The 20,924-nt window shown below is 60.4% G+C and carries 24 protein-coding genes; 23 read left to right on the forward strand and 1 reads right to left on the reverse strand.

Annotation, left to right across the window (positions count from 1 at the left end):
- Positions 1-280: 280 nt before the first annotated feature.
- From fliL to ACI77I_RS20220, 11 genes are all read left to right on the forward strand, one after another.
- Entirely contained in the window at positions 281-781 is a 501-nt protein-coding gene (gene fliL, locus ACI77I_RS20170; protein ID WP_094950747.1) for a flagellar basal body-associated protein FliL, read from the forward strand.
- Positions 782-790: 9 nt separating this feature from the next.
- Positions 791-1,759 carry a flagellar motor switch protein FliM gene (fliM, locus tag ACI77I_RS20175; protein ID WP_094950748.1) on the forward strand — a complete coding sequence of 323 codons (969 nt, stop codon included), beginning with the start codon at positions 791-793 and terminating at the stop codon, positions 1,757-1,759.
- 55 nt (positions 1,760-1,814) lie between these two features.
- Positions 1,815-2,282, forward strand: coding sequence for a flagellar motor switch protein FliN (gene fliN / locus ACI77I_RS20180; RefSeq protein WP_094950749.1), 468 nt, complete (start codon positions 1,815-1,817; stop codon positions 2,280-2,282).
- Position 2,283: 1 nt separating this feature from the next.
- Positions 2,284-2,724, forward strand: a complete 441-nt coding sequence (gene fliO, locus ACI77I_RS20185) for a flagellar biosynthetic protein FliO (RefSeq protein WP_094950750.1) — start codon at positions 2,284-2,286, stop codon at positions 2,722-2,724.
- On the forward strand, positions 2,724-3,467 hold the full coding sequence (gene fliP / locus ACI77I_RS20190) for a flagellar type III secretion system pore protein FliP (RefSeq protein ID WP_106576465.1): 744 nt from the start codon (positions 2,724-2,726) through the stop codon (positions 3,465-3,467). The genes fliO and fliP overlap by 1 nt, the downstream gene beginning before the upstream one ends.
- A 4-nt stretch (positions 3,468-3,471) precedes the next feature.
- Positions 3,472-3,741, forward strand: coding sequence for a flagellar biosynthesis protein FliQ (gene fliQ / locus ACI77I_RS20195; protein ID WP_003214552.1), 270 nt, complete (start codon positions 3,472-3,474; stop codon positions 3,739-3,741).
- 4 nt (positions 3,742-3,745) lie between these two features.
- Positions 3,746-4,531: a flagellar biosynthetic protein FliR gene (gene fliR, locus ACI77I_RS20200; protein WP_094950752.1), complete on the forward strand. Its 786-nt coding sequence runs from the start codon at positions 3,746-3,748 to the stop codon at positions 4,529-4,531.
- A gap of 3 nt (positions 4,532-4,534) precedes the next feature.
- Positions 4,535-5,671, forward strand: coding sequence for a flagellar biosynthesis protein FlhB (gene flhB, locus ACI77I_RS20205; protein WP_094950753.1), 1,137 nt, complete (start codon positions 4,535-4,537; stop codon positions 5,669-5,671).
- Between the two features lie 240 nt (positions 5,672-5,911).
- The gene (locus ACI77I_RS20210; protein ID WP_094950754.1) at positions 5,912-6,094 is read left to right on the forward strand and encodes a cold-shock protein; all 183 of its coding nucleotides are present in this window, start codon (positions 5,912-5,914) and stop codon (positions 6,092-6,094) included.
- Positions 6,095-6,409: 315 nt separating this feature from the next.
- Complete coding sequence (locus tag ACI77I_RS20215; protein WP_406998261.1) at positions 6,410-6,610, forward strand: cold-shock protein; 201 nt, start codon at positions 6,410-6,412, stop codon at positions 6,608-6,610.
- 44 nt (positions 6,611-6,654) lie between these two features.
- A complete protein-coding gene (locus ACI77I_RS20220; RefSeq protein WP_406998262.1) occupies positions 6,655-6,858 on the forward strand; it encodes a cold-shock protein in 204 nt (67 codons plus the stop codon).
- A 46-nt stretch (positions 6,859-6,904) separates the two neighbouring features.
- Here ACI77I_RS20220 and ACI77I_RS20225 read toward each other — a convergent pair whose 3' ends face one another.
- Positions 6,905-7,168 (reverse strand): DUF6124 family protein, encoded by a 264-nt coding sequence (locus ACI77I_RS20225; RefSeq protein WP_406998263.1) that lies wholly within the window; start codon positions 7,166-7,168, stop codon positions 6,905-6,907.
- A 560-nt stretch (positions 7,169-7,728) separates the two neighbouring features.
- Here ACI77I_RS20225 and flhA point away from each other — a divergent pair.
- The 12 genes from flhA (at position 7,729) to ACI77I_RS20285 (ending at position 20,860) form a co-directional block, all read left to right on the forward strand.
- Positions 7,729-9,843, forward strand: a complete 2,115-nt coding sequence (gene flhA, locus ACI77I_RS20230) for a flagellar biosynthesis protein FlhA (protein WP_094950758.1) — start codon at positions 7,729-7,731, stop codon at positions 9,841-9,843.
- An 11-nt stretch (positions 9,844-9,854) separates the two neighbouring features.
- On the forward strand, positions 9,855-11,171 hold the full coding sequence (gene flhF, locus ACI77I_RS20235; RefSeq protein WP_094950759.1) for a flagellar biosynthesis protein FlhF: 1,317 nt from the start codon (positions 9,855-9,857) through the stop codon (positions 11,169-11,171).
- Between the two features lie 105 nt (positions 11,172-11,276).
- Entirely contained in the window at positions 11,277-12,110 is an 834-nt protein-coding gene (gene fleN, locus ACI77I_RS20240) for a flagellar synthesis regulator FleN (RefSeq protein WP_003192912.1), read from the forward strand.
- The gene (gene fliA, locus ACI77I_RS20245) at positions 12,107-12,847 is read left to right on the forward strand and encodes an RNA polymerase sigma factor FliA (RefSeq protein WP_094950761.1); all 741 of its coding nucleotides are present in this window, start codon (positions 12,107-12,109) and stop codon (positions 12,845-12,847) included. Before fleN ends, fliA begins: the two co-directional genes overlap by 4 nt.
- 168 nt (positions 12,848-13,015) lie before the next feature.
- Positions 13,016-13,390, forward strand: a complete 375-nt coding sequence (locus ACI77I_RS20250) for a chemotaxis response regulator CheY (RefSeq protein WP_242151595.1) — start codon at positions 13,016-13,018, stop codon at positions 13,388-13,390.
- Positions 13,391-13,408: 18 nt separating this feature from the next.
- Positions 13,409-14,197, forward strand: coding sequence for a protein phosphatase CheZ (locus tag ACI77I_RS20255; RefSeq protein WP_094950762.1), 789 nt, complete (start codon positions 13,409-13,411; stop codon positions 14,195-14,197).
- Between the two features lie 11 nt (positions 14,198-14,208).
- Positions 14,209-16,428 (forward strand): chemotaxis protein CheA, encoded by a 2,220-nt coding sequence (locus ACI77I_RS20260; protein ID WP_406998264.1) that lies wholly within the window; start codon positions 14,209-14,211, stop codon positions 16,426-16,428.
- Between the two features lie 48 nt (positions 16,429-16,476).
- A complete protein-coding gene (locus tag ACI77I_RS20265; protein ID WP_094950764.1) occupies positions 16,477-17,589 on the forward strand; it encodes a chemotaxis response regulator protein-glutamate methylesterase in 1,113 nt (370 codons plus the stop codon).
- Positions 17,589-18,329, forward strand: a complete 741-nt coding sequence (locus tag ACI77I_RS20270; protein ID WP_094950765.1) for a flagellar motor protein — start codon at positions 17,589-17,591, stop codon at positions 18,327-18,329. Before ACI77I_RS20265 ends, ACI77I_RS20270 begins: the two co-directional genes overlap by 1 nt.
- A gap of 15 nt (positions 18,330-18,344) precedes the next feature.
- Positions 18,345-19,232: a flagellar motor protein MotD gene (gene motD, locus ACI77I_RS20275; RefSeq protein WP_406998265.1), complete on the forward strand. Its 888-nt coding sequence runs from the start codon at positions 18,345-18,347 to the stop codon at positions 19,230-19,232.
- Positions 19,233-19,283: 51 nt separating this feature from the next.
- On the forward strand, positions 19,284-20,072 hold the full coding sequence (locus tag ACI77I_RS20280) for a ParA family protein (protein ID WP_017134961.1): 789 nt from the start codon (positions 19,284-19,286) through the stop codon (positions 20,070-20,072).
- Complete coding sequence (locus ACI77I_RS20285; protein ID WP_406998266.1) at positions 20,072-20,860, forward strand: CheW domain-containing protein; 789 nt, start codon at positions 20,072-20,074, stop codon at positions 20,858-20,860. Before ACI77I_RS20280 ends, ACI77I_RS20285 begins: the two co-directional genes overlap by 1 nt.
- Positions 20,861-20,924 lie beyond the last annotated feature (64 nt).

A 20,924-nucleotide genomic window follows, 5' to 3' on the forward strand; every position in this document is an offset into this window, starting at 1 on the left:
AATAGCCGCCGTTACCGCAGCAACGGATATGTACTCACATCTACCTAAAAACCCCGCCAAAAGCTTAGCGCAACACAAAAAGTTGCGTAGATACCTATGCTGCGATACCGGTGTATCAGTCACAGAAATTCCAACTGACCCACCGCTATCGCAGGCAAGCCAGCCCCCACATTTGTTTTGTAGTGTTCGTTCTTCCCGAATTACCAGACAACTCTGGCATAACACTTGCTCTTGCCTTTCCGTAGATCTATGAATCCCCGAATAGTGACGGATTATTGGCATGGCGAAGAGCGACGACGCAGCAACACCACCCGCAAGCAAGGGCAAGCTCAAGCTTATCCTGTTGATTGTGCTGGGCCTGCTCCTGGCCATCGGCGCCTCGGTTGGCGGCACCTGGTACATCATGCACAGCAGCGCGAGCAAACCGGCACCCGCCGCCGAAACCGCCAGTAACGTCAAGCAACCGGCAATCTTCGAGCCGATGCTTCCGGCCTTTGTGGCCAACTTCAACCAAAATGGGCGTCAACGCTACCTGCAGGTGAGCATCACCTTGCTGGCGCGTAACCAGGCGGACCTGGATGCGCTCAAAGTGCACATGCCGGTGATTCGCAACAACCTGGTGATGCTGTTCTCCGGGCAGAGCTTCGACAGCCTGGCCACCCCGGTCGGCCAGGAAATGCTGCGCCAGAAGGTCACTGCCAGCGTGCAGGAAGTGTCCCAGAAAGAGCTCGGCAAAGTCGTGGTCGAGCAGGCGCTCTTCACTAACTTCGTATTGCAGTAGGATCACGACATGGCCGTGCAAGACCTGCTGTCCCAGGATGAAATCGACGCGCTGTTGCATGGTGTCGACGATGGTCTGGTACAGACCGAAATGGCTGCCGAGCCCGGCAGCGTCAAAAGTTATGACCTGACCAGCCAGGATCGCATCGTCCGTGGACGCATGCCGACGCTGGAGATGATCAACGAACGTTTCGCCCGCTACACCCGTATCAGCATGTTCAACATGCTGCGCCGCTCGGCGGACGTGGCGGTGGGCGGTGTGCAGGTGATGAAGTTCGGCGAGTACGTGCACTCGCTGTACGTGCCCACCAGCCTCAACCTGGTCAAGATCAAGCCGTTGCGCGGCACCGCGCTGTTCATCCTCGACGCCAAGCTGGTGTTCAAGCTGGTGGACAACTTCTTCGGCGGCGACGGCCGTCACGCCAAGATCGAAGGCCGTGAATTCACCCCCACCGAGTTGCGGGTGGTGCGCATGGTGCTGGAGCAGGCCTTCATCGACTTGAAGGAAGCCTGGCAGGCGATCATGGAAGTCAATTTCGAGTACATCAACTCGGAAGTGAACCCGGCCATGGCCAACATCGTTGGCCCCAGCGAAGCCATTGTGGTGTCCACCTTCCACATCGAACTCGATGGCGGTGGTGGCGACCTGCACGTGACCATGCCGTACTCGATGATCGAGCCGGTGCGCGAGATGCTCGACGCCGGTTTCCAGTCCGACCTGGACGACCAGGACGAACGCTGGGTCAAGGCCTTGCGCGAAGACCTGCTCGACGTCGACGTACCCCTGAGCGCCACCGTGGCCCGTCGCCAGCTGCGTTTGCGCGATATTTTGCATATGCAGCCGGGGGACATCATTCCCGTCGAGTTGCCGGAAGAACTGATCATGCGTGCCAGCGGCGTGCCGTCGTTCAAGGTCAAGCTGGGTTCGCACAAAGGCAACCTGGCGTTGCAAGTGATCGAACCGATTAACCGTCGCTGAAACGCCGCTACTGTTGCACCCCTATTTATGAAAGCTGCTTCGCCGAGGACATGTAATGGCTACCGAACACGAAAATACTTCCGCCGAAGACCAGGCCCTGGCTGACGAATGGGCTGCGGCCCTGGAAGAAACCGGCGATGTCGGCCAAGACGATATTGACGCGCTGTTGGCCGCCGATGCCGCCACCGCGCCGGCCGGTAACCGCATGCCGATGGAAGAATTCGGCAGCGTGCCGAAGAACAACGACCCGGTGTCCCTCGACGGCCCGAACCTGGATGTGATCCTCGACATTCCGGTGTCGATTTCCATGGAAGTGGGCAGCACCGACATCAACATCCGCAACCTGTTGCAGCTCAACCAAGGCTCGGTGATCGAGCTGGATCGCCTGGCGGGTGAGCCGTTGGACGTGCTGGTCAACGGCACGCTGATCGCCCATGGTGAGGTGGTGGTGGTCAACGAGAAGTTCGGCATCCGCCTGACGGACGTGATCAGCCCGAGCGAACGCATCAAGAAGCTGCGCTGATATGAAGTATTCGATGGCGGGACTTTTTCTGGCGCTGCCATTGAGCGCCCTGGCGGCTGAGCCGATTGCGCAAGCGACGGCTGCGGCGCCTGTCGTCAGCAGTGGCATCGGCGGGCAACTGACCCAGCTGGTGCTGGGGCTGTTGCTGGTGGTCGGGTTGATTTTCGTGCTGGCCTGGTTGATGCGCCGCGTGCAGCGCATCGGCCCGGGCGATGGCCAGGTCATCGAGATGATCGGTTCGCGTGCCCTTGGCCCGCGTGATCGGCTGGTGCTGGTGCAAGTCGGTGAGGAACAGATTCTGCTGGGTATCACGCCCGGCCGCATCACCCCGCTGCACGTGCTCAAGTCGCCGGTGGAGGTGGCCAAGACCGAGGGTGCCACGCCAGAATTCGCTCAGCGCCTGATGGAATTGCTGGGCAAGGATCAGAAGGATAAGAAGTAATGCGCGTTTTATTGACGCTCATGCTGTTGCTGGCCGCGCCGTTGGCGTTTGCGGCCGACCCGTTGTCGATCCCGGCGATCACGCTGGGTACCAACGCTGCCGGCGCTCAGGAATACTCGGTCAGTCTGCAGATCCTGCTGATCATGACCGCGCTGAGTTTTATCCCGGCGTTTGTCATGCTGATGACCAGCTTTACGCGGATCATCATCGTGTTCTCGATTCTGCGTCAGGCTTTGGGCCTGCAGCAGACGCCGTCGAACCAGATCCTGACTGGCATGGCCTTGTTTTTGACGCTGTTCATCATGGCGCCGGTGTTCGATAAGGTGAACCAGCAAGCCCTGCAACCGTACCTGGCCGAGAAACTCAGCGCCCAGGACGCGATCGACAAGGCCCAAGGCCCGATCAAGGACTTCATGCTGTCGCAGACCCGTTCCAGCGACCTTGAGCTGTTTATGCGCCTGTCCAAGCGCACCGACATCGCCACCCCGGATCAGGCGCCGCTGACCATCCTGGTGCCGGCGTTTGTCACCTCCGAATTGAAGACCGCGTTCCAGATCGGCTTCATGATCTTCATCCCGTTCCTGATCATCGACTTGGTGGTGGCGAGCGTGCTGATGGCCATGGGTATGATGATGCTGTCGCCGCTGATTATTTCGCTGCCGTTCAAGATCATGCTGTTTGTGCTGGTGGACGGCTGGGCGCTGATTATCGGCACGCTGGCCAGCAGTTTCGGCGGAGTGTAGCGCCATGACTCCCGAAGTAGCCGTCGACCTGTTCCGTGAAGCGCTGTGGCTGACCACCATGATGGTCGCCGTGCTGGTGGTGCCGAGCCTGTTGGTCGGCCTGCTGGTGGCGATGTTCCAGGCCGCCACCCAGATCAACGAACAGACCTTGAGCTTCCTTCCGCGTTTGCTGGTGATGCTGATCACTCTTATTGTCGCTGGCCCGTGGCTGGTGCAAACCTTTATGGAATACATCCTGCAGCTGTACGGCAGTATTCCGCAGTTGATCGGCTGAGCCGATGCAGTCTTTGTTGGCGTTGACCGACACCCAGATCAGTACCTGGGTGGCGTCTTTCATCCTGCCGATGTTCCGCGTCACGGCGGTGCTGATGACCATGCCGGTGTTCGGTACAACCTTGGTGCCACGGCGCATTCGCTTGTATTTCGCCTTCGCGATTACCGTGGTGATCGTGCCCGGACTGCCGCCGATGCCGCCGGTGAACGCCCTGGACTTGAGTGCATTGCTGCTGATTGCCGAGCAGATCCTGATCGGCGCGCTGTTGGGCTTCTCGCTGACGTTGTTCTTCCAGGCGTTTGTGATTGCCGGGCAAATCATCTCGGTGCAGATGGGCATGGGCTTCGCCTCTATGGTCGACCCCACCAACGGCGTGTCGGCGGCGGTGATCGGGCAATTCCTGACCATGCTGGTGACCTTGCTGTTCCTGGCCATGAACGGCCACTTGGTGGCGTTCGAGGTGATGACCGAAAGCTTCACCACCTTGCCGGTCGGCTCAGGGTTGGTGGTCAGTCATTTCTGGGAACTGGTAGGGCGTCTCAGTTGGGTCATGGGCGCCTCATTGTTGCTGGTGCTGCCGGCGATCACCGCGCTGCTGGTGGTCAATATCGCGTTCGGGGTGATGACCCGTGCGGCGCCGCAGCTGAACATTTTTTCGATTGGTTTCCCGTTGACCCTGGTGTTGGGCATGGGGATTTTCTGGGTCGGCTTGGCTGACATTCTCAATCAGTATCAACCGCTGGCGACCGACGCCTTGCAGTTCTTACGTGATCTGGCACGGGCGCGCTAAGCCATGGCCGAGAGCGAGAGTGGTCAGGACAAAACAGAAGACCCCACGGAGAAACGTAAAAAGGACTCCAGGGAAAAGGGCGAGATTGCGCGCTCTAAAGAACTCAATACCTTCGCGACCATGATGGCCGGTGCCGGTGCCTTGCTGATTTATGGCGGTGGTCTGGCGCTGGACCTGATGGAGTTGATGAAACACAACTTCGCCTTGCCGCGTGAGGTGTTGCTCAACCCCGACGCCATGGGTCAATACCTGCTGCATTCGGGGAAAATAGCGCTCCTGGCGGTACAGCCGATCCTGATCACCTTACTGCTGGCGGCGCTGATCGGCCCGGTCGCCCTTGGCGGCTGGCTGTTTGCTGCGGGTAGCATGGCGCCCAAATTCAGCCGTATGAACCCGGGCGCCGGCCTCAAGCGCATGTTTTCGGCCAAGGCCCTGATGGAATTGCTCAAGGCGCTGGCCAAATTCATCCTGATTCTGTTTGTGGCCATGGTGGTGCTGACCTCCGACATCGACGACCTGCTGCGCATCGCTCATGAGCCGCTGGAGTCAGCAATCATTCATAGCGTGCAAGTGGTGGGCTGGAGTGCGCTGTGGATGGCCCTCGGGCTGATCCTGATTGCCGCTGTGGATGCGCCGATCCAGCTGTGGGAGAGCCACAAGAAGCTGCTGATGACCAAGCAGGAAGTGCGCGATGAGCACAAGGACCAAGAGGGCCGCCCGGAGGTCAAGCAACGCATTCGCCAACTGCAGCGGGAAATGTCCCAGCGCAAGATGATGGCGGCGGTGCCGGACGCCGACGTGGTCATCACCAACCCGACCCACTACGCCGTGGCGCTCAAGTACGACCCGGAGAAGGGCGGCGCGCCGATGTTGCTGGCTAAGGGCAGCGACTTTACCGCGCTGAAAATCCGCGAAATTGCCGTGGCAAACGACATTCTGTTGCTGGAGTCTCCGGAGCTGGCGCGGTCGATCTTCTATTCCACTGACCTGGACCAGGAAATTCCTGCCGGGTTGTACTTGGCGGTGGCGCAGGTGTTGGCGTACGTCTATCAGATCCGCCAATACCGCGCGGGCAAGGGCAAGCGGCCTGACCCACTGAAAGACCTGCCGATTCCGCCGGATTTACGTCGCGATTCCTGAGCCATCCTGCGCCAACGCTATCGCGGGCACGCCCGGCTCCCACCCTTGAGCGCATTCCCCTTCGGGCGCAGGGCTTGCCCGCGATGGGGGCATAACAGCCAGCGGGATACCCAGGGTTTGCCCCTACCATTTGTCTAAAGTCTGGCCTTACCTGGTAACTTTGACAGTACCCATTGCACGGCCTTCACTGCTTGATAGAGCGGCGAGGCGCGCCTTTATGCGCGGCTCGGGAGAGCGGTCATGGACAGGGGTACGGTCAGGTGGTTTGACGCAGTCAAGGGCATTGGTTTTATCGCCCAGGACCGCGATGGCAATGCGGTGCCCGTTGAGTCGGCGGGCAATAAATGCAGCGCAGTCGATGAGTTGCTGGCGCCGCCCAAGGCGCGAAAATCTCGTCAGCGAAAAAAATCATCCGAGGTCTGATCCGGCGACGCTCAAAACCGCGAGCGCAGTTCCTGTGGCGAGCGGGCCTGTTGTGGCGCGCGGGCTTGCCCCGCGTTGGGCTGCGAAGCAGCCCCAATAGGACCACCGCATTCCTTCAGGCAAACCACACCTTCAGGTTTTAGGGCCGCTTCGCAGCCCAGCGCGGGGCAAGCCCGCTCGCCACAGGAAGCCTCTACCACCCGCCGCTAACACTCGTCTACCTGTCAACTTTGACAGTAGCCAGCGACGCCTTCCTGCGGTTCCATGACAGCACACACTGCGCACAAGTCGTTATGAGATGCAGAGGGAGCGGTGATGGAAGCGGTGACGGGCACGATCAAGTCGTATAGCCAAAAAACCGGGGAAGGTTGGATTGCACTGGATAGCGGCGAAGAGCCCGTGCGTGTAGATCTGAGGAGTTCGGGTGAGCGTTGGCTGAAAAATGGCCAGCGCGTGCAATTCGCGAGGATTCATCGGCCCGCGGGCATCTTCGCGTTCCATATCAAGATTATTTAGCGACGTGCGTACGGGGTCTCGAACGCGAAGTCAGGAGAACGGCAATGGCAAAAGGCAAAGTGAAGTGGTTTAACGCGGAAAAGGGCTTTGGTTTTATTACGCCTAACGATGGGAGCCCGGATGTTTTCGTCCATTATTCGGCAATCACAGCGGCTGGGTTCAAAACGTTGGAAGAGCAACAAGAGGTAGAGTTCGACACTTCCCAGGGGCCAAAAGGGCTGCAGGCCGAGAATGTGAAGGCTCTATGATCATTTCCACGCTCCCGCGTGGGAACGATCAGTCTGTTGATCCTACCTAGAGTTTGCCCGGTTGGGCCTCGCGTGACGGCTCCCTGTCATCCAGCAATCGCTCAGCCAACAATCGCCTCACTTCAATCAACTGCGCAATGCCCAGCGCGCCTTCTCGCTGTGTGCCTTCCAGGTCAAAGGCGAAGTCGCAGGTCAGGGCGTGGGCGGACGCCAGGGTTTCGGTGAGGTTGACCAGCAGGTCTTCGCTGCTGATGTTGTCGATGAGGGTGAAGAGTACGGTGGGCGGGGGATTTGGGGTGGGTTTGATCATAGTGAAGCTCCTTACGAAAGTGGAGCCGCCACTGATCGCCGCGACGCAATGGAGGGTGGCAGCTGTACGCAGGTTCGCGGACCGGTCAAGGAGCAACCCGGCATACCCGAAGGTATCCCGCGCACAGCCGCCATAGCGCCGCACAGTAGACGATAAAAAACCGCTTACTGAAAGGGAGATGGTGCTTTTGCTCCGTAGTAAACCGGGCCGCGACGCCCGGCCGCTGCGGTTGCAGCGGTGTACGGAGACTAGAGAGCGAGTTTCCTAGGGGCAACCTTAAAACCCTGTCGGAAATTTCCTCAATGGCAGCAGATGTACACAGATCCAAATGTGGGAGCTGGCTTGCCTGCGATGACTGACTCATGGCTGGCCCTTGAGGTGACTGGCACACCGCAATCGCAGGCAAGCCAGCTCCCACCCTTGAATCGGTTCCCACGCGACGATCGTCGGCCTGAATCCAAAGTTGGAAGGCTTCTTGCAATACCGCTTCCAGGACGCCTCACAGCGTCAAAACTTTGCTTCAAGGAACACGAGGAATACCGGTGGTAGATCGCTCTCAAATGCTCAACACGGCCCGTGGCACCCTGACTGACTTGTCGCGGGGCAACCTGGGTGTGCCGTTGTTGTTGCTGGTGATGCTGGCAATGATGATGTTGCCGATGCCGCCGTTCCTGCTCGACGTGTTTTTCACCTTCAACATTGCCCTGTCTGTCGTCGTGCTGCTGGTCTGCGTCTACGCCCTGCGGCCGTTGGATTTCGCGGTGTTCCCGACCATTTTGCTGATTGCGACCCTGCTGCGCCTGGCGCTGAACGTGGCGTCCACGCGGGTGGTCATGCTCCACGGCCAGGACGGCCACGCCGCCGCCGGTAAGGTGATCCAGGCCTTCGGTGAGGTGGTGATCGGCGGTAACTACGTGGTCGGTATCGTGGTGTTTGCGATCCTGATGATCATCAACTTCGTGGTGGTGACCAAGGGCGCCGGGCGGATTTCTGAGGTGAGCGCGCGGTTTACCCTCGACGCCATGCCCGGCAAGCAAATGGCGATCGACGCCGACCTCAACGCCGGCCTGATCGACCAGAACCAAGCCAAATCCCGTCGCCTGGAAGTCGCCCAGGAAGCCGAGTTCTACGGCTCCATGGACGGTGCCAGCAAATTCGTACGCGGTGATGCCATCGCCGGTCTGTTGATTCTGTTCATCAACTTGATCGGCGGGATAGCCGTCGGCATCTTCCAACACGGCATGACCTTCGGCGATGCGGGCAGGGTGTACGCCTTACTGACCATCGGTGACGGTTTAGTGGCGCAATTGCCATCACTGTTGTTATCCACAGCGGCGGCCATCATGGTCACCCGTGCTTCGGGCTCCGAAGACATGGGCAAGCAGATCAGCCGGCAGATGTTCGCATCGCCCAAGGCCCTGGCCGTGGCGGCCGGCATCATGGCGATCATGGGCATCGTGCCGGGCATGCCCCACGTATCATTCCTGACCATGGCGGCCCTGGCCGGTGGCGGCGCCTACCTGTTCTGGAAAAAGCAAAACGCCGTCAAGGTTCAAGCCTTGCAGGAGGTCGCGCGTCAGCAGGAGTTGCTGCCATCCCCGGCCCGCACCCAGGAAACCAAGGAGCTGGGCTGGGACGACGTAACCCCGATCGACATGATCGGCCTGGAAGTCGGCTACCGCCTGATTCCGCTGGTGGACCGCAACCAAGGTGGGCAATTGCTCGCGCGGATCAAGGGCGTGCGTAAGAAACTGTCCCAAGACCTGGGCTTCTTGATGCCCACCGTGCATATCCGCGACAACCTCGACCTGGCACCCAGCGCCTACCGCCTGACCCTGATGGGCGTGATCCTCGCCGAAGCCGAGATTTACCCCGACCGCGAACTGGCGATCAACCCCGGTCAAGTCTTCGGCACGCTCAACGGCATCACCGCCAAAGATCCGGCTTTTGGCCTGGAAGCGGTGTGGATCGAAGTCAGCCAGCGCAGCCAGGCGCAATCGCTGGGGTACACCGTGGTCGACGCCAGCACGGTGGTCGCCACCCACCTTAACCAGATTCTGTACAAGCACTCCCACGAGCTGATCGGCCATGAGGAAGTCCAGCAATTGATGGGTTTGCTGGCCAAAGCCTCGCCAAAATTGGCCGAAGAGCTGGTGCCGGGTGTGTTGTCGCTGTCGCAATTGCTCAAGGTGTTGCAGGCGTTGCTCGCCGAACAGGTGCCGGTACGCGACATTCGCAGCATTGCCGAGGCCATCGCTAACAATGCCGCTAAGAGTCAAGATACTGCCGCGCTGGTGGCGGCGGTGCGCGTCGGGTTGTCCCGCGCAATCGTGCAAAGCATTGTAGGGGTTGAGTCTGAGCTGCCTGTGATCACCTTGGAGCCAAGGTTGGAACAGATATTGCTCAATAGTATTCAGAAGGCCGGACAAGGCCAGGAAGAAGGCGTTCTGCTGGAGCCAAGCATGGCTGAAAAGCTGCAGCGTTCGTTGATCGAAGCCGCTCAGCGCCAGGAAATGCAGGGCCACCCAGTGATTCTGCTGGTGGCAGGCCCGGTCCGCGCGATGTTGTCGCGGTTTGGACGCCTGGCAGTGCCGAATTTGCACGTTTTGGCTTATCAGGAAATTCCTGACAACAAGCAAGTGACTATCGTCGCGACAGTAGGGCCCAACGGCTGAGGTAGTGGGATATGCAAGTTAAGCGTTTTTTCGCCGCCGATATGCGTCAGGCCATGAAACTGGTACGTGATGAGCTGGGCGCCGATGCCGCGATTATCGGTAACCGTCGTATTGCCGGCGGTGTCGAGCTGACGGCTGCCCTGGATTACACGCCCTCGGCGCTGGCGCCGCGCGTGCCGAACATGGAACTCGAAGACGAGTTGCGCAAGACCGCCTCGCGCATTGTCTCGGCCCAGGCTGAGCTGAGCATGCGTGGCGACAGCGACGCCACCACCAATCGCCAGCTGTTCGCCGGCCTGCCGCTTACTGCTTCCGAGCCGCTGGTGGAACCAACATTCAAAGAGCCGCCACGTCCTGCAGCGCCGGCACCGGCCGCCGCAGTCGACCAACGCGTGTTTGATTCGATGCGTTTTGAACTCAATGGCCTGCGTGAGCTGCTCGAAGTACAGTTGGGCTCCTTGGCGTGGAACCAGTTGCAAGGCAGTAAGCCGCAACAGGCTAACCTGTGGCGTCGCCTGCAACGGATCGGCCTGTCCGGCCCGTTGTCCCGTGACTTGCTGGCGCTCACCGCCGAGGTCGAGGAGCCGCGCCAAGCCTGGCGCATGTTGCTGGCGCACTTGGCGCGCATGATCGTCACCCCGGAAATCGAACCCCTGGAAGAGGGCGGTGTGATTGCCATGGTCGGCCCTGCCGGCATGGGCAAGACCACCACCCTGGCCAAGCTGGCGGCGCGTTATGTGCTCAAGTACGGCGCGCAGAACATCGCGCTGGTGAGCATGGACAGCTACCGCATCGGCGCCCAGGAGCAGCTCAAGACCCTGGGCCGCATCCTCAATGTGTCGGTGACCCACGTCGACCCGGGCCAGTCCCTGGCCAACGCCCTCGACCCGCTGCTGCGCAAGCGCGTGGTGCTGATCGACACCGCCGGCCTGCAAGCCAGCGACCCGGCGCTGCGCATGCAGCTGGAAAGCCTGGCCGGGCGTGGCATCAAGTCGAAGAATTACCTGGTGCTTGCAACCACCAGCCAGAAACAGGTTCTTACCGCTGCCTACCACAGCTACAAGCGCTGCGGCCTGGCCGGTTGCATCCTCACCAAGCTCGACGAAACCGCGAGCCTGGGCGAAGTGCTGAGCCTGGCTATCAGTCATGAATTACCGGTTGCTTACCTGACCGACGGGCCGCGGATTCCGGATGATCTGCATCTGCCGCGCCGTCATCAGTTGGTCAGCCGTGCTGTCAGCGTGCAAATGCAAGAAGAGCCTAGCGAGGAAGCGATGGCCGATATGTTCGCCGACCTTTACCACCACCCGGCAAAACGGGTCGGTTGAGGCGGGATGAACACCGTGAAATGTACCTACATCGATGGTCTGCAAGCGATTCACGCGGCCAAGCCATGTAGCCTGCGTCTAAGCAAGACAAGGTAAAGAAATAAAATGGGCAGCATGCATCCCGTACAGGTGATCGCGGTGACCGGCGGCAAAGGTGGCGTCGGGAAAACTAACGTGTCAGTGAATTTGTCCCTGGCCCTGGCAGAGCTTGGCCGTCGCGTCATGCTGCTGGATGCTGACCTGGGCCTGGCGAACGTCGACGTTCTGCTGGGGCTGACACCCAAACATACCCTTGCCGATGTGATCGAAGGCCGCTGCGAGCTGCGCGATGTGCTGCTGCAGGGCCCCGGTGGCATTCGTATCGTGCCGGCCGCCTCGGGCACCCAGAGCATGGTGCACCTGAGCCCGGCGCAGCATGCCGGCCTGATCCAGGCGTTCAGCGATATCGGCGACAACCTCGACGTGCTGGTGATCGACACCGCCGCCGGGATCGGCGAGTCGGTGGTCAGCTTTGTGCGCGCCGCGCAAGAAGTGTTGCTGGTGGTCTGCGACGAACCTACGTCGATCACCGACGCCTACGCCCTGATCAAATTGCTTAACCGTGACTACGGCATGAATCGCTTTCGCGTGTTGGCCAACATGGCCCAAAGCCCGCAAGAAGGGCGAAACCTGTTCGCCAAGTTGACCAAGGTCACGGATCGCTTCCTCGATGTCGCCCTACAATACGTGGGCGCAGTTCCCTATGACGAGTGTGTACGCAAGGCTGTGCAAAAGCAGCGTGCAGTCTACGAAGCGTTCCCTCGTTCCAAATGCGCATTGGCGTTCAAGGCTATTGCTCAGAAGGTCGATACTTGGCCGTTGCCCGCTAACCCTCGGGGGCATCTGGAGTTTTTCGTCGAGCGATTGGTGCATCAGACGAGCGCAGGACCGGTGCTATGACAGCCAGCGGCTACAACCTTTACAAAAAGTCGGCACGTGACAGCCAGGGCGAGTTGATCGAGCGCTATGCGCCGCTGGTCAAGCGCATTGCCTACCACTTGCTGGCACGCCTGCCCGCCAGCGTGCAGGTCGAAGACCTCATCCAGGCCGGCATGATTGGTTTGCTCGAAGTGTCGACCAAATACGACGCGAGCAAAGGCGCGAGTTTCGAGACGTATGCGGGTATTCGTATACGTGGCGCGATGCTCGATGAGGTGCGTAAAGGGGATTGGGCGCCGCGTTCGGTACACCGCAACACGCGAATGGTCAGTGACGCAATTCGCTCAATTGAAGCAAAAACCGGTCGTGACGCTAAAGATCATGAAGTTGCGGCCGAACTCCAATTGAGTCTCGACGATTACTACGGGATTTTGAACGATACCTTGGGCAGCCGCCTGTTCAGTTTCGACGACCTGTTGCAGGACGGCGAACACGAAGGGCTGCACGAGGATGGCGCGAGTGCACATCTGGAGCCGTCGCGCGACCTGGAAGACGAACGTTTCCAGGGGGCGTTGGCGGACGCGATTGCCAATTTGCCGGAGCGTGAGCGACTGGTGTTGTCGCTGTACTACGACGAAGAGCTGAACCTCAAGGAAATCGGTGAGGTCCTGGGGGTCAGCGAATCGCGTGTCAGCCAGTTGCACAGCCAGTGCGCAGCCCGCTTGCGGGGGCGATTGGGAGAGTGGCGCACGCGCTGACAGGCAGTGTGGGGACACTGCAGACGCTACCGCGAAGGCTGCATGCTTTCGCGGGTTCGTTGCGTGGTGCCCTGGGCAGTCCTTTTTGTGTAACGCCTGTTGATTGAAATGGCGCGTCCAGGTGCTGGGCGCGTTTAAGACTGCTTGGAGGTCGAATTGGACAAGAACATGAAAATCCTCATCGTTGATGACTTCTCAACGATGCGGCGGATCATAAAAAACCTGTTGCGTGACCTTGGGTTCACTAACACGGTCGAGGCGGATGACGGCATTACGGCGATTCCGATCCTCAACAGCGGGAGCATTGACTTTCTGGTAACCGACTGGAACATGCCGGGCATGACCGGCATCGACTTGCTGCGCCACGTGCGCGCCGATGAAAAACTGCGCAGCCTGCCTGTGTTGATGGTGACCGCCGAAGCCAAGCGTGAACAGATCATCGAAGCCGCCCAAGCTGGGGTAAACGGCTACGTGGTCAAGCCATTCACTGCACAGGCCTTGAAAGAGAAGATCGAAAAAATCTTCGAACGCATCGGTCATTGATGCTGCCACGGGGGAGCTATGGAGCATAAAGAAACGTCACAGGGAGACTTTGAGTCGACCCTGAAAAAGCATGCTCACCAGTTGGTTGAAAGCCTTGAAAAAGGCCAGTTCGGCGACGCGGTGCAGTTAATCCATGAGCTTAACCAGACCCGTGACCGCGGCCTGTACCAGGAAGTGGGCAAGCTCACACGCGAGCTGCACAGTGCGATCGTCAATTTTCAGATTGACCCGCACATGCCCCAGGCCGAAGAAATTTCGCAAATTACCGATGCCACCGAACGCCTGTCCTATGTGGTCAGGCTGACAGAGGCGGCGGCCAACCGCACCATGGACCTGGTGGAAAACGCAACGCCCTTGGTCAATGGCATGACCACCGAAGCACAAGCCCTGAGCGTTGACTGGGGCCGCTTCATGCGTCGCGAAGTGGGGGCCGAAGAGTTTCGTGATTTGGCGCGTCGGGTCGACGGCTTTTTGTCGCGCAGCGAGCAGGACAACCGTACGGTTGCCAGCAACCTCAATGACATTCTGCTGGCCCAGGATTACCAGGACCTCACCGGTCAGGTGATCAAACGCGTGACCCAACTGGTCACCGAAGTGGAAAGCAACCTGCTCAAATTGGTGCTCATGGCCGGCCAAGTTGATCGTTTTGCCGGCATCGAACATGACCGCGAAGCGATCCTCTCGGAAAAAGATCCACAAAAACATCTCGCCAAGGGTGAAGGTCCGCAGATTCATGCCGATAAACGTGAAGACGTTATGTCAGGTCAGGATGACGTAGATGACCTGTTATCCAGTTTAGGCTTCTAAGGAGCACCCACATGAGCTTCGGCGCCGATGAAGAAATCCTTCAGGATTTCCTTGTAGAGGCCGGCGAAATTTTAGAGCAACTGTCCGAACAACTGGTCGAGCTGGAAAGTCGACCGGATGATGCGAACCTGCTCAATGCAATTTTTCGCGGTTTTCACACTGTAAAAGGGGGCGCCGGCTTCCTCCAGCTCCATGAGCTGGTGGAGTGCTGTCACATCGCCGAGAACGTGTTCGACATCCTGCGTAAGGGTGAGCGCCACGTCGACTCGGAACTGATGGACGTGATTCTGGAAGCATTGGATGCGGTCAACGGCATGTTCAGCGAAGTGCGCGAACGTGCCCCGATCACAGCGGCCACGCCGGAACTGCTGGCCGCCCTGGCGCGCCTGGCAGAACCTGCCGCCACCCCGGCTGCGCCGGTGGTGGAAGCAGCGCCTGCTGCGGTTGCTGAGCCGGAAGCGGATGTGACCGACAGCGAGTTCGAGCAGTTGCTCAACTCCCTCAGTGCGGTGAAGGCCGAGGCTGAGGCGCCGCAAGCGCCTGCTGCGCCCGCAACGCCGACCAGCGAAGACATCACCGACGCAGAGTTCGAATCCCTGCTCGACCAGTTGCATGGCAAAGGCCAGTTCGCCGCTGACGTGGTGGCACCCGCCGCCGAGTCGAAAGCGCCGGCGGCCCCGGCCAGCAACGACATTACCGACGACGAATTCGAAGCGTTGCTCGACCAACTGCATGGCAAAGGCACGTTTGTCGCTGAAGCCTTGCCGCAAGTTGCCGCGACCGCCGCAGCCCCAGTCGCCGGTGCAGCACCTGCCAGTGCGGCACCAGCGGGCGACGGGCTGATCTCTGATCACGAGTTCGAAGCCCTGTTGGATGATTTGCACGGCAAAGGCAAGTTCACCGAAGTGGCCCCGGCCGCTGCGGCGACTGCCGCCCCGGTAGCGGCGAAACCCGCACCGGCCGCCATCCCGGCTGCCGCCAAACCCGCTCCAGCCCCTGCAGCCGCCCCGGCACCTGCGCGAGCTGCGGCGGCGCCGGTGGCCGACAAGCCTGCCAGTGAAGCCGAAACCACCGTGCGCGTTGATACCGCGCGCCTGGACGACATCATGAACATGGTCGGCGAGCTGGTGCTGGTGCGTAACCGTCTGGTGCGCTTGGGCTTGAACAGCGGCGATGAAGCCATGCAAAAGGCTGTGTCGAACCTCGACGTGGTCACCGCTGACTTGCAGACCGCGGTGATGAAAACGCGGATGCAGCCGATCAAGAAAGTCTTCGGCCGCTTCCCACGTCTGGTTCGCGACCTGGCACGCCAGCTCAAGAAAGAAATCAACCTGGAACTGGTGGGTGAAGAAACCGACCTCGACAAAAACCTTGTCGAGGCCCTGGCCGACCCGCTGGTCCACTTGGTGCGCAACGCCGTTGACCACGGCGTGGAAACCCCGGAAGAACGCGAAGCCTCGGGCAAGTCCCGCAACGGCAAGGTGATTCTGGCGGCCGAGCAAGAAGGCGACCATATCCTGCTGTCGATCACCGATGACGGCAAAGGCATGGACCCGGCGATTCTGCGCAATATCGCGGTCAAGCGTGGCGTGATGGACAAAGACGCCGCCGACCGCCTGACCGACACCGAGTGCTACAACCTGATCTTCGCCCCGGGCTTCTCGACCAAGACCGAGATTTCCGACGTGTCCGGCCGTGGTGTGGGCATGGACGTGGTGAAGACCAAGATCAGCCAGCTCAACGGCTCGATCAATATTTACTCGACCAAGGGCCAGGGCTCGAAAATCGTCATCAAGGTGCCGTTGACCTTGGCGATCATGCCGACCCTGATGGTGATGCTGGGCAACCAGGCGTTCGCCTTCCCGCTGGTCAACGTCAACGAGATCTTCCACCTCGACCTGTCACGCACCAACGTGGTGGACGGCCAGGAAGTGGTGATTGTGCGCGACAAGGCGTTGCCACTGTTCTACCTCAAGCGCTGGCTGGTGGCATCGGCCAAACATGAAGAGCAGCACGAAGGCCATGTGGTGATCTTGTCCGTGGGCACCCAGCGCATCGGCTTTGTCGTCGATCAGTTGGTGGGCCAGGAAGAAGTGGTCATCAAGCCTTTGGGCAAAATGCTGCAGGGAACCCCGGGCATGTCGGGTGCGACCATTACCGGTGACGGTCGGATCGCGCTGATTCTTGATGTTCCGAGCATGCTCAAGCGTTACGCCGCACGGCGTATTTGATTCTGGTGGGGCAGGGCGGTATTGCCCGCCCCGCCTAACGGAGTGTTTATGGCAGTCAAGGTCCTGGTGGTGGACGATTCGGGTTTCTTCCGCCGCCGCGTCTCGGAAATTCTTTCCGCCGATCCAACGATCCAGGTGGTCGGCACGGCCACTAACGGCAAAGAGGCGATTGATCAAGCCATTGCGCTGAAGCCGGACGTGATCACCATGGACTACGAGATGCCGATGATGGATGGCATCACGGCAGTTCGACACATCATGCAGCGCTGCCCTACGCCGGTGTTGATGTTCTCCTCGCTCACTCATGAAGGCGCCCGGGTCACCCTGGATGCGCTGGATGCGGGTGCGGTGGACTTCCTGCCGAAGAATTTCGAAGATATCTCGCGCAACCCCGAGAAGGTCAAGCAGATGCTGTGCGAGAAGGTGCACAGCATTTCGCGCAGTAACCGTCGCAGCCTGTTCAGTGCGCCGGCGCCTGCACCGGTTACGCCGCCGCCCGCAGCCCCGAGCACCTTTGGTCGCCCGGCACCTGCGCCGGTTGCGCGTCCGGCCGCCGCTCCTGCGCGTGCAGCTGCGCATTCGCCTGCACCCAAGCGCAAAGCCTACAAGCTGGTGGCCATCGGTACGTCCACGGGCGGCCCGGTTGCCTTGCAGCGGGTGTTGACCCAGCTGCCAGCCAACTTCCCGGCGCCGATCGTGTTGATCCAACACATGCCGGCTGCGTTCACCAAGGCATTTGCCGAGCGTTTGGACAAACTGTGCCGCATCAGCGTCAAGGAAGCCGAGGATGGCGACATCCTGCGTCCTGGCCTGGCGTTGCTGGCCCCGGGCGGCAAGCAGATGATGGTGGATGGCCGTGGTGCGATTAAAATCCTGCCGGGCGACGAGCGTTTGAACTACAAGCCGTGCGTGGACATCACCTTCGGTTCGGCAGCCAAGTCCTACGGCGACAAAGTTCTGGCGGTGGTGCTCACCGGCATGGGCGCCGACGGCCGTGAAGGCGCACGCCTGCTCAAGCAGGGCGGCAGCGCGATTTGGGCCCAGGACGAAGCCAGCTGCGTGATCTATGGCATGCCCATGGCCATCGTCAAGGCTGACCTGGCCGACGCCGTCTACAGCCTGGACGACATCGGCAAGCATCTGGTGGAGGCCTGCCTCTGATGGATGTCTTGAGCCTGATTGGCATCACCATGGCGTTTGTCGCGATTATCGGCGGCAACTACCTTGAAGGCGGCCACCTTGGCGCCTTGGCCAACGGCCCGGCGGCATTGATCGTGATTGGCGGCACGGTGGGCGCAGCGTTGTTGCAATCGCCGATGAGCTCGTTCAAACGTGCGATGCAGATCCTGATCTGGATTATCTTCCCGCCGCGCGTCGACCTGCCCGGTGGCATCGATCGCGTGGTCAATTGGAGCCTCACCGCGCGCAAGGAAGGCCTGCTGGGCCTGGAAGGCGTGGCCGATGCCGAGCCCGACAGCTACGCGCGCAAAGGTCTGCAGTTGCTGGTGGACGGCGCCGAGCCGGAAGCGATTCGCAGCATCCTGGAAGTGGACTTTCTCACCCAGGAAAGCCGCGACATCAACGCCGCCAAAGTCTTTGAAAGCATGGGCGGCTACGCGCCGACCATCGGCATTATCGGTGCGGTGATGGGCCTGATCCACGTGATGGGTAACCTGGCCGACCCGTCGCAGTTGGGCAGCGGGATTGCCGTGGCGTTTGTCGCCACCATTTACGGCGTGGCGAGTGCCAACCTGGTGTTGTTGCCGGTGGCCAGCAAGCTCAAGTCGATTGCCATGCGCCAGTCGCGTTACCGCGAAATGTTGCTGGAAGGCCTGTTGTCGATTGCCGAGGGTGAGAACCCGCGCTCCATCGAATTGAAGCTCCAGGGCTTCATGGATTGATGGGAGGGATTGAGTGTGAGCCGTCGCCGCCGCGAGCCTGAAGAACACGTCAACCATGAACGCTGGCTGGTGTCCTACGCCGACTTCATTACCTTGCTGTTCGCGTTTTTCGTGGTGATGTACTCCATCTCATCGATCAATGAAGGCAAGTACAAAGTCATTTCCCAGGCGCTGGTCGGCGTGTTCAACGACACCGACCGTGCCCTCAAGCCGATTCCAATCGGCGAAGAACGACCCAAGACCGTGACTCCGGCCAAGCCGCTGGTCTACGACAGCGATGAAACCGCCGCTGGCATCGGTGGCACCAGCGACCCTCTGAAAAGCATCGCCGACGACATCAGTGCCGCGTTTGGCGACCTGATCAAATCGAACCAGATGACCGTGCGCGGCAATGAGTTGTGGGTGGAGATCGAGCTTAACTCCAGCCTGCTGTTCGCCAGCGCCGACGCGATGCCGAGCGACCAAGCGTTCACCATCATCGATAAGGTGGCGGCGATCCTCAAACCGTTTGAAAACCCTATCCACGTCGAAGGCTTTACCGATAATTTTCCGATTGCCACCGCGCAGTACCCGACCAACTGGGAGCTGTCGTCGGCACGTGCCGCGAGCATCGTGCGCATGCTTGCGATGCAGGGCGTGAACCCTGGCCGGTTGGCGTCGGTGGGCTATGGTGAGTTCCAGCCGGTGGCCAATAACGCCACGGCGGAAGGCCGCGCGCGTAACCGTCGCGTGGTGCTGGTGGTGTCGCGCAACCTAGATGTTCGCCGCAGCCTGACCGGTACCGGCACCGCTAATGCAACACCGGATGCGGCCTTGAAGCGGGCTGGCACACAAACTGCACCGCCAACCGTTAAGCCGTCGGTTCGTCAGAGTGCCGTCAATTCTCCGTCACCGGCTCAATAACTTTATGCATTGTCTCGGTCGCGCTTTAGCCCACCGGGAGGAATCAACCGAATGAGAGTCTGGGCAGTTGCCAATCAAAAGGGTGGGGTCGGCAAGACCACCACCTCCATCGCCTTAGCCGGCTTGCTGGCTGAGGCGGGCAAGCGTGTGGTCGTGGTCGACCTCGACCCGCATGGCTCGATGACCAGCTATTTCGGCTACGACCCTGATGCGCTGGAGCACAGCTGCTACGACCTGTTTCTGCACAAGGGCAGCGTGCCTGCCGACCTGCCTGGGCAACTGCTGCTGCCCACCAGTAACGAAAGCATTTCCCTGCTGCCGTCCAGCACCGCGCTGGCCACCCTTGAGCGCCAGTCGCCGGGGCAGAGCGGCTTGGGCTTGGTGATCGCCAAGACCCTGGCGCAGCTGTGGCAGGACTTCGACTACGCCATCATCGACAGCCCGCCGTTGCTCGGCGTGCTGATGGTCAACGCCTTGGCGGCCAGCCAGCAACTGGTGATCCCGGTGCAGACCGAGCACCTGGCGGTCAAAGGCCTGGAACGCATGGTCAGCACCTTGGCGATGATCAACCGTTCGCGCAAACAGGCGCTGCCGTTCAGCATCGTGCCCACCCTATTCGACCGTCGGACCCAGGCGTCTCTCGGCACTTTACGTGTGTTGCGTGACGCTTACCCCGAGACCATCTGGAATGGCTATATTCCGGTGGACACGCGCCTGCGTGACGCCAGCCGCGCGGGCCTCACGCCTTCGCAGTTCGACGGCAAAAGCCGTGGTGTGCTGGCCTACCGTGCGTTGCTCAAGCATTTGCTGTCGCAGCAACTTGTGGCGCAGGTGGCGTGATGAACCGTCCCGTTCAACTCAAGACCCGGCCGCAACTGGCACTGGAATCCTACCTGGATGCGTTGCTGCAGGACGCGACCGAGGAGGAGCTGCCGGAACCGATTCTGGTACTTGAACCTGCCGTCGTAGAGCCCGAAAGCGCGCTGGATGAATTCCAGTTGGCGGTGCTCGAAGAACAAGCCCGCGATGCGCACGTCGTGCCGGTTGTTGTGCCGGTTGCGCCGGTTGTTGTGGCGCCTGTTGTGGTCGAGCCTGTGGTGGAAGTCCATCTGCCACCGAGCATCACGCCGCCGCCGGTGACCGGTGATGGCCGACCGTCGTGGGCCGCCGAGCCGTTCGAATGCCTGCTGTTCGACGTCGCCGGGTTGACCCTGGCGGTGCCGCTGGTGTGCCTGGGTTCGATCTATTCGCTGGAAGGCCAGGAGCTGACGCCACTGTTCGGGCAACCGGAGTGGTTCCTCGGCATCCTTCCAAGCCAAGCCGGCAACCTCAAGGTGCTGGACACCGCGCGTTGGGTCATGCCCGACCGTTACCGCGATGACTTTCGCCAGGGCTTGCAATACGTGATCTCGGTGCAGGGCTACGAGTGGGGGCTGGCGGTGCATCAAGTCAGCCGCTCGTTGCGCCTGGACCCAAATGAAATCAAATGGCGCAGCCACCGGGGCCAACGGCCGTGGTTGGCGGGCACCGTGATTGAACACATGTGCGCGTTGCTGGACGTCGCTGAGCTGGCCGAGTTGATCGCCAGTGGCGCCGTCAAGGCGATGGCGCCGAACACACACAGTTGATTGAATAATAAGGCCCGCATGCGAGTGCGGTCAGCGAAGTACACACGCCGAGTAAAACGGCATT

It is taken from the genome of Pseudomonas sp. D47 (assembly GCF_045447305.1).
Lineage (GTDB): Bacteria > Pseudomonadota > Gammaproteobacteria > Pseudomonadales > Pseudomonadaceae > Aquipseudomonas.